The 7,576-nt window shown below is 60.4% G+C and carries 9 protein-coding genes and 1 other annotated feature; of the genes, 2 read left to right on the top strand and 7 right to left on the bottom strand.

All coding sequences use genetic code 11. The features are described from left to right. The first annotated feature begins 246 nt into the window (after positions 1–246). Positions 247–522, top strand: coding sequence for a DUF6881 domain-containing protein (locus ACTQ4R_RS09405; protein ID WP_441628038.1), 276 nt, complete (start codon positions 247–249; stop codon positions 520–522). Between the two features lie 41 nt (positions 523–563). Here the strand turns inward: ACTQ4R_RS09405 and ACTQ4R_RS09400 are convergent, their stop codons facing one another. The 3 genes from ACTQ4R_RS09400 to ACTQ4R_RS09390 form a co-directional block, all read right to left on the bottom strand. After that, positions 564–2,498: an LTA synthase family protein gene (locus ACTQ4R_RS09400; protein WP_441628036.1), complete on the bottom strand. Its 1,935-nt coding sequence runs from the start codon at positions 2,496–2,498 to the stop codon at positions 564–566. Between the two features lie 119 nt (positions 2,499–2,617). Further along, the gene (locus ACTQ4R_RS09395) at positions 2,618–4,039 is read right to left on the bottom strand and encodes a glycine--tRNA ligase (RefSeq protein ID WP_441628043.1); all 1,422 of its coding nucleotides are present in this window, start codon (positions 4,037–4,039) and stop codon (positions 2,618–2,620) included. A gap of 66 nt (positions 4,040–4,105) precedes the next feature. Beyond that, positions 4,106–4,313: a binding site (T-box leader), on the bottom strand. 68 nt (positions 4,314–4,381) lie between these two features. Further along, entirely contained in the window at positions 4,382–4,549 is a 168-nt protein-coding gene (locus ACTQ4R_RS09390) for a hypothetical protein (protein ID WP_441628034.1), read from the bottom strand. Positions 4,550–4,684: 135 nt separating this feature from the next. Here ACTQ4R_RS09390 and ACTQ4R_RS09385 point away from each other — a divergent pair, with 135 nt between their 5' ends. Next, positions 4,685–4,909: a helix-turn-helix domain-containing protein gene (locus ACTQ4R_RS09385; RefSeq protein WP_441628032.1), complete on the top strand. Its 225-nt coding sequence runs from the start codon at positions 4,685–4,687 to the stop codon at positions 4,907–4,909. Between the two features lie 45 nt (positions 4,910–4,954). Here the strand turns inward: ACTQ4R_RS09385 and jag are convergent, their stop codons facing one another. Genes jag through rnpA form a run of 4 tightly spaced genes read right to left on the bottom strand, consistent with a single transcriptional unit; the run spans position 4,955 to position 7,547 of the window. Next, on the bottom strand, positions 4,955–5,779 hold the full coding sequence (jag, locus tag ACTQ4R_RS09380) for an RNA-binding cell elongation regulator Jag/EloR (RefSeq protein WP_441628030.1): 825 nt from the start codon (positions 5,777–5,779) through the stop codon (positions 4,955–4,957). A gap of 9 nt (positions 5,780–5,788) precedes the next feature. After that, positions 5,789–6,946 (bottom strand): membrane protein insertase YidC, encoded by a 1,158-nt coding sequence (gene yidC / locus ACTQ4R_RS09375; protein ID WP_441628028.1) that lies wholly within the window; start codon positions 6,944–6,946, stop codon positions 5,789–5,791. Positions 6,947–6,996: 50 nt separating this feature from the next. Then, a complete protein-coding gene (gene yidD / locus ACTQ4R_RS09370) occupies positions 6,997–7,206 on the bottom strand; it encodes a membrane protein insertion efficiency factor YidD (protein ID WP_441628026.1) in 210 nt (69 codons plus the stop codon). Continuing rightward, positions 7,203–7,547, bottom strand: a complete 345-nt coding sequence (gene rnpA, locus ACTQ4R_RS09365) for a ribonuclease P protein component (RefSeq protein ID WP_441628024.1) — start codon at positions 7,545–7,547, stop codon at positions 7,203–7,205. The genes yidD and rnpA overlap by 4 nt, the downstream gene beginning before the upstream one ends. Between the last annotated feature and the right edge of the window lie 29 nt (positions 7,548–7,576).

Raw genomic sequence — 7,576 nt, 5'->3', positions numbered from 1 at the left:
CGCCGCCTTTCGCGCTTTGCGCGTTCAAGCGTTTTGCCGCCAGGCAAAACCTTGGCGAAGGTGGAATTCATTTCCACCGAGCTTTTTCAAATTGAGGGGTCCCCGCCGAATCATATTCGGTGGGGAGGGCCGGGGTGGCTTTGCCCAGGGAAGTGTACAGGCGAATAAGGCGGAAATTGAAGCCTTCTTTGGCCGCTGAAAACCGCCGCGGTTTTCCACAATGTTGACGGAAATGGGGAAATGTTCATGCAGTATTACATGATCCAATGGGACCACGAGGAAGAGGATGAGCCCTGGCGGCTGTACCTGGAAATGGACAGCCGGGGGAGCCTGCGGAGAAAGGTGGAGGTCTACCGCATCGGCCTCTACCAGCCCTTTGACGCCCTGGACACGCCGCCGGTGGACCCCCGCCAGCTGGCGGGAGCGGAGGGCAGCGTCACCCAGCTGACCCGGGCCCAGTTCGCGGATATCTGGGAGCAGAGCCGGGAGATGCCCGACGGCTTCATGGGGATGTTCTTTTAACAGGCTGAAAAAACCGGCGGAGCGTTTGCTCCGCCGGTTTTCTATTGTCCCGGGCGTTTATTCATGTCCGCGGTGATATACCGCTTGCCGTAAAAGGCGTCGTAGGTGACAGCCCGCTTCAGCGCGATCAGCTCCCGCTCCTCGTCGGTGAGGGGCGCCTCCGCCGCGGAGAAATAGCCGTTCCCCTCCCCGTCTACAAAGTAAAGGTCCGTGTCCGTCAGAGAAAACTGGCTGATGCGGTCCTGCAGGGCCCACCACCGGGTCCAGCCCATGCCGGTCAGCTCCAGCAGCTGGGGAACAAGTCCGGTGACGCTGCTGTCGGTGCGGGTGCCTGCCTGCCCCTGCAGCAGCGCCGGGTCGTTGGCCCAGATGAGGTAGTCGGTGGAGTACAGGTCGTTGATCTGCTCCGCCGTCCAGTTCACGGTGTCGTTGCCCGGGCACAGGCCCAGCTTGGTGTACACCGTGTCGCCGTCGGTCATAAAGAGGTTTGGCCGGTGGTCGCCGAAAAACACCAGGATGGTGGGCTCCTCCGTCTGCCGCAGCTGCTCCACCAGCCGCCCCAGGGCCTGGTCCGCCCGGGTGATGCCCTCCAGCATGACCCGGACGATGGCCATGTTCTCGTCGCTGAGGGTCTGGCTCTCCACGCCGATCTGGCACTCGTAATTGAACTTCTCCGGGTCGAAGGGCTGGTGGTTCTCCATGGTGATGCCGTAGAGGAAGGCGGGCTTTCCCCGCTCATTGATGGCCCGCATCCGCTCCAGCATGGCCTGGAAGAAGTAGCTGTCCTTCATATAGTAGCCGCCGTAGACACCGCCCTGCCAGTCAAAGCCCAGGGATTGGATGTCCTGGGAGAACAGCAGGTCGGAAAAACCCATGCGGGGATAGGTAACGGTGCGGTTATAGAGGCTGTCGTTGTAACCGTGGAGCATCTCCGCCTCGTAGCCCCGGTCCACGAAGGCCTGCACGCCGGAGTCCAAGAGGCTGTAACTCTCGTCAGACAGGAAGCAGATGTTGGTGCCGGGGTTGAAATCCATGCCGGTAACCCCCTCCAGCATGGCCATTTCGATATAGCCGGTGCCGTAGCCCAGGTAGTGGGAGTGGAAGCTGCCGCTGATGCTCTCCGCCTCCAGGGCGTGGAAATTTTCCAGGGGGTCCCGCTCATAGCTGAGCTCCGGCAGCCGGGTCAAATCGTAGAAGGACTCCGACAGCACCATGATGACGTTGGGCTTCACCGCCGGCTCCTCCGCCCCATAGTCCGCCGTCAGCTCGTCGATACGGTCCAGCACGCCGCGCATATAGTCCTGGCTGTACCCCTCCGGTCCCTTCATGGCCTGCAAAAAGCAGTCCCGCCACAGGCTCAGCGTCAGTCCGTAGCGGTCATGGCTGACGGAGGCGGCGGTGCGGGTGTACATGTCCACGCCGAACACCGGCCCCAGCAGCCCCGCTCCGAAAGGCGTGAACAGCAGCACCGTCAGCGCCAGGGTCGCGGCGCCGCCTGTGAGCCGCGCCCTGCCCCGCAGGCGGGTGAACCGCCCCAAAAGCGCCAGCAGCGCCACGCACAGTACCAGCGCCAGAGCCGCCCGCCAGAAATCCACCGGCGGCGTCAAGTCGCCGGCCACGCCGGCCACCTGTCCCAGCTGGGTGGCAAGGCCGAAATCCGCCAGCTCCAACGGCGTGCCATTGATGGCGTTTTTGAAATAGTCCACCAGGGAAAGCCCCAGGGCAAAAAAGCCCACAATGCCCCCGGCAATGGCCAAGTGGCCGGTGGCAAACCCCAAAAGAGCCGTCACAGCGCCGTACAGCAGCGCCGTCAGCAGCAGATACCCGGGGTTTTCCGAAAACCAGGGCCAGACCTCCTTGCCGATGGAGCCGGTCACCACCCATTGGGCGGCAACAGCCGCCGCCAGGCCCATGCAAAGGGCGCCGGCGGCGAACAGCACGCACCGCAGCCACAATGGCGCTTCCCGTCTTTTCAAAACCCGTTTCCCAAGCGACATACGTCAAAAACCTCTCTATGGTTGAAAATGAGGGCCATGGGAATCCCCATGGCCCTCATAGTATAACACAGTTTTTCCCCGGATACCAGCCATCAGGCTCAATAAGCCAGCTTCTCCGCCAGGTACGCCTTCAGCTCGCTGATGGGCAATCTGACCTGCTCCATGGTGTCGCGGTCGCGGACGGTGACGCAGTTGTCGCCGGCCTTCTCGGCGTCGCCCACGGTGTCGAAGTCCACGGTGATGCAGTAAGGCGTGCCGATCTCATCCTCCCGGCGGTAACGCTTGCCGATGGAGCCGGTCTCGTCAAAGTCCACCATCCAGTCCTTGCTGAGCTCCTGCTGGATCTCCAAAGCCTTGGCGCTGAGCTTCTTGCTCAGAGGCAGCACGGCGCACTTGAAAGGCGCCAGGGCGGGATGGAAGTGCATGACCACGCGGACGTCGTTCTTGGCCTCGTCCACCACCTCTTCGTCGTAGGCGTCGCACAGCACCGCCAGCACGCTGCGCTCCACGCCCAGGGAGGGCTCCACCACGTAGGGGATGTAGCGCTCGTTCTTCTCCTGGTCGAAGTAGGTCAGATCCTTGCCGGAGGTGTTCTGGTGCTGGGTCAGGTCGTAGTCGGTGCGGTCCGCCACGCCCCACAGCTCGCCCCAGCCGAAGGGGAACAGGAACTCAAAGTCCGTGGTGGCCTTGGAGTAGAAGCACAGCTCCTCGGGAGAGTGGTCCCGCATACGCAGGTTCTCGTCCTTCAAGCCGATGCCCAGCAGCCAGTTGTGGCAGAAGGTCCGCCAGTACTGGAACCACTCCAGGTCGGTGCCGGGCTGGCAGAAGAACTCCAGCTCCATCTGCTCGAACTCCCGGACACGGAAGATGAAGTTGCCCGGGGTGATCTCGTTGCGGAAGGACTTGCCGATCTGGCCGATGCCGAAGGGCAACTTGCGGCGGGTGGTCCGCTGGACGTTGACGAAGTTGGTGAAGATGCCCTGGGCGGTCTCGGGCCGCAGGTACACGGTGTTCTTGGCGTCCTCGGTGACACCCTGGAAGGTCTTGAACATCAGATTGAACTGGCGGATGTCGGTGAAGTTGTGCTTGCCGCAGGTGGGGCAGGGAATGTTGTGCTCCTCCACAAATTCCTTCATCTCCGCCTGGGAGAAGGCGTCGATGGGCTTGGGCAGCTCAAAGCCGTTCTCGCCGCACCAGTCCTCGATGAGCTTGTCGGCGCGGAAGCGCTCATGGCACTCCCGGCAGTCCATGAGGGGATCAGAGAAGCCCGCCAGATGGCCGGAGGCCACCCAGGTCTGGGGGTTCATGAGGATGGCGGCGTCCAGGCCCACGTTGTAGGGGTTCTCCTGGACGAACTTCTTCCACCAGGCCTTCTTCACGTTGTTCTTCAGCTCCACGCCCAGGGGGCCGTAATCCCAGGTGTTGGCCAGGCCGCCGTAGATCTCGCTGCCGGCGAAAATAAAGCCGCGGTTCTTGCACAGGGCGACGATCTTGTCCATCGTCTTTTCGGTGTTTTTCATCATGTTCTCGTCTACTCCTTTTTTGGATTGGCTCAAGACGCAAAAAACGCCCCGAGCCTTTTTTAGGCTCAGGGCGAACTAAATAGTCCGTGGTTCCACCTGAATTCGTATCTGGCTGATACGCACTCTTGGCCGGTAACGGCGGCTGGCCGGCGAAGCATTTCCGCTCCGCTGCTCCAGGGTGCCTTCCCCCCTGCTCCGGCTGAGGCTCTCACCAACCGCCTCTTCTCTGCGCCCGGACGCCTGGGCTACTGTTCCCTATCCACACAGTAGCCACATTCTAGTATAAAACCCCAGAAATGTCAAGGAAATGTCAAGGAAAAACCTGCAAAAACCGCATTTTCAAAAGCACTCGTCGGGGATCACGTCCAGTTCCAAAATTTTTTCCTCCGCCGTGATATGGGCGCTTTTCAAAATATGGATGGCCGTGACGATGTTGCCCTCGTCCAGCTGGTCCAAAGCGTCCGCAATGGCGCCATAGAGGGATACATACAGCTCGTGATAGCTCATCGTATTCTCACCTCATGGGATATAATACTACTTTCAATGTGAAAAAACAATATAATATGATGTTTTTACGCTTTTTTGGTTTGTATAAAGAAGTGTCGCCTTCCGGTAAACTAGTACCCAGGAGAGGTGAGTTGTGTGAATGAAAGACACCATGAGGATTTTCTCCGCATCGGACTGAACATCCTGTATTACCGAAAGCAAAAGGGAATCACCCAGCAAAAGCTGGCAGAGATGACTTCATACAGCAAAAACCACATCCAGAAGATCGAGACCGCCATGGCATCCCCCAGCGTGGAAGCTCTTTTGGATATTGCCGAAGCCCTGGAGATTTCCCCGGCAAAGCTGTTTGAAATACGGTAACGATAAACCCCCCGCCCGAATGGGCGGGGGGTTTCCATAGGGTGTTTACTTCTTGTCCCGGTCGTAGGCCACGATGACGCGGCGGTTGGGCTCGGTGCCGGTGGAATAGGTGGTGACGCCGGGGACCTCCTGCAAGGCGGTGTGGATCACATGGCGCTCGTAGGCGTTCATGGGCTCCAGGGTGACGCTGCGGCGGTACTTGACCACCTTGCCGGCCACCTTCATCGCCAGGTGCTGGAGGCTCTGCTCCCGCTTTTCCCGGTAGTTCTCCGCATCCAGCTGGACCCGGACACGGCCGCCGGTGCGGTTGACGGAATAGCTGGTCAGCTGCTGGATGGCGTCCAGGGTCTCGCCCCGGCGTCCGATGAGGGCGCCCAGGTTGTTTCCCTCCAGGATGACCTTGTAGCGGCCCTTCTCCGGCAGGTACACATGCACCTGGGCGGGGCACTCCATTTGGTCAAGCAGGCCGCTCAAGAACTTCTTGATGGCCTGGGCCTTCTCATCATCCACCTCTTCGCCGTTGTCGGCGGCAGGGGCGGTCTCCTTCTTGGGGGCGGGGGCGGGCTTCACGGAAGCGGGCTTTTCCGCCTTTTTCTCAGGCTTTCTCTCGGGTCTTTTCTCCGGTGCTTTTTCCGGTGCCTTTTTGACCTCAGCCTTGGGGGCCTCCGCCACGGGGGCGGGCGTCTCCTCTTCCTCGGGACCGTAGCTGACCCGGACGCGGGCGGGGCTGCTGCCCAGACCCAGGAAGCCGGACTTTGCCCGCTCCAGGATCTCCACGGAAACGTCGTCCCGGTCCATGCCAAGCTGGGCCAGGGCCTTGTTGATGGCCTCTTCTTCCGTCTTGCCCGTTACATCGATAAACTCTCTCATAACGGCTCCTTAATTTTCACTGTCATAGCGGTCCGCCTTGTAGGCCCGTCCCCGTGCGTAGGGGCGGTCTCCGATGCGGCCGGCTTCGTTGGTGGTGATCTTCTTCTTGGTGGCCTTTGCCTCCTGGGCGGCCTTCTGCTTTTCCTTCAAGGTCATCTTGGGGGCGGGCTCCTTGAACTTCTCCTGCTGGCGGCGGCCCTGCTCCATACGCTTTTGCCGGTCCGCCTGGCGGGCCTCAAAGCGGGCGTTCTCCTCTTCCTCCAGCTTCTTGTTGTAGAACTTGCCGAGGATCTGCTCCTGCACCAGGGAGATGACGCTCTGGGCGATCCAGTACACGCCCAGGGCGGCGGGCATGATGAAGGCGAAGTACACGGACATGAGGGGCATCATGTACATCATGGACTTGGTGCTGCCGGCGCCGGGGCCGTCGGGGGTGGGCTGCTGCTTCATGGTCAGCCAGGAGAACAGCAGCTGGCTGCCGCCGGCCAGAATGGGGATGAGGATGAGGCCGATGACAGCGGCGGTGAAGGTGAAGTTCTTCACCGCTTCCCAGGGGGTGGACGTCAGATCCATGCCCAGGAAATTGTAGTTGACGTTGATCCAGCCATCGATACCGCCCGTCAGCTCGGGCATCTGGCTGGCGGCCTTGACCAGGTTGATCTGGCCGTAGGGCATCAGCTGGGTGATGCCATCTTTCACCACGGCGGCGCCGTCCTTCATCTGCACGATGCTCTCCAGGCTCATGCCGGCGCTGGTGACGGCGGAGATCAGCTTCTCCACCACGTCCTCAGACAGCATCATGAAGTGGGTGATGGGCTGACGGATGATGGAGTACAGGGCCAGCAGAATGGGCAGGGGGATGAAGCTCCACAAGCAGCCGCTCATGGGGCTCACGCCCTCCTCGGCATAGAACTTCTGGATCTCCTCCTGCATTTTCACCTGGTTGTTGGCGTACTTTTTCTGGATCTCCTGGATCTTGCCGTTCATACGGCTCATGCGGATCATGCTCTTTTTGGACTTCATCTGGAAGGGCAGCAAAATGAGCTTGATGACCAGGGTAAAGAGGATGATGGCGACGCCGTAGGAGCCCGTCAGGTTATAGAACAGGCGCAGCAGTGCCGCGAAGGGGATACAAATATAGTATCCGATGGTTCCGAAAAATCCCATAGGGTTTTCCTCCGTCAATTTTTCTCTTTGGTTTTCCGCTGCGGTCAGCGTTAGGGAACGGGGTCGTAGCCCCCCTTGTGAAACGGATTGCAGCGCAGGATGCGCCTGAACGCCAGATAGCCGCCCTTGAGGGCGCCGTATTTTTCAATGGCCTCCACAGCGTACTGGGAGCAGGTGGGGATATAGTTGCAGCAGCGGGGACGGTAAGGGGAGATCGCCTTCTGGTAAAAGCGGATCAAACACAAAAGCAGCCGCTTCATACACCCTCTCCCATCAGCTCCAGCTTCCGGCAAAGGCGCAAAAACGTGTCGTTCAGCTCTTTCCAGCCGGTGCTTACGGTCTTTCCCCGGGCCACCAGGATGATGTCATACCCCTGCTTGAGGGCGCCGCTGTTGACGCGGTACACCTCCCGCAGGCGGCGGCGCGCCCGGTTGCGCACCACGGCGTGTCCCAGCTTGACGGACACGGTGATGCCCAGGCGGTTGTGGCCCAGCCTGTTTTTCCGGCAGTAGACCACCATGCACCCGCTCACCGCCGACGCGCCCTTCTGGTACAGCCGGCGGAACTCATGATTTTCTTTCAGCGTTACCGCTCGTTTCATACCATCCCTGCCTTGCCATTTTGCCGGGA

This window comes from Dysosmobacter sp. Sow4_B12, from assembly GCF_052116665.1.
Taxonomy (GTDB): Bacteria; Bacillota; Clostridia; order Oscillospirales; family Oscillospiraceae; genus Oscillibacter.
Note: the sequence above shows the minus strand (reverse complement) of the source record. Positions and strands in the feature narration are given on the sequence as shown.

Excerpts from the sequence above, each read along its gene's own strand:
- rnpA (WP_441628024.1), bottom strand. The coding sequence starts at position 7,547 with ATGAAACGAGCGGTAACGCTGAAAGAAAATCATGAGTTCCGCCGGCTG.
- ACTQ4R_RS09395 (WP_441628043.1), bottom strand. The coding sequence starts at position 4,039 with ATGAAAAACACCGAAAAGACGATGGACAAGATCGTCGCCCTGTGCAAG.
- jag (WP_441628030.1), bottom strand. The coding sequence starts at position 5,779 with ATGAGAGAGTTTATCGATGTAACGGGCAAGACGGAAGAAGAGGCCATC.
- yidD (WP_441628026.1), bottom strand. The coding sequence starts at position 7,206 with ATGAAGCGGCTGCTTTTGTGTTTGATCCGCTTTTACCAGAAGGCGATC.
- yidC (WP_441628028.1), bottom strand. The coding sequence starts at position 6,946 with ATGGGATTTTTCGGAACCATCGGATACTATATTTGTATCCCCTTCGCG.
- ACTQ4R_RS09390 (WP_441628034.1), bottom strand. The coding sequence starts at position 4,549 with ATGAGCTATCACGAGCTGTATGTATCCCTCTATGGCGCCATTGCGGAC.
- ACTQ4R_RS09405 (WP_441628038.1), top strand. The coding sequence starts at position 247 with ATGCAGTATTACATGATCCAATGGGACCACGAGGAAGAGGATGAGCCC.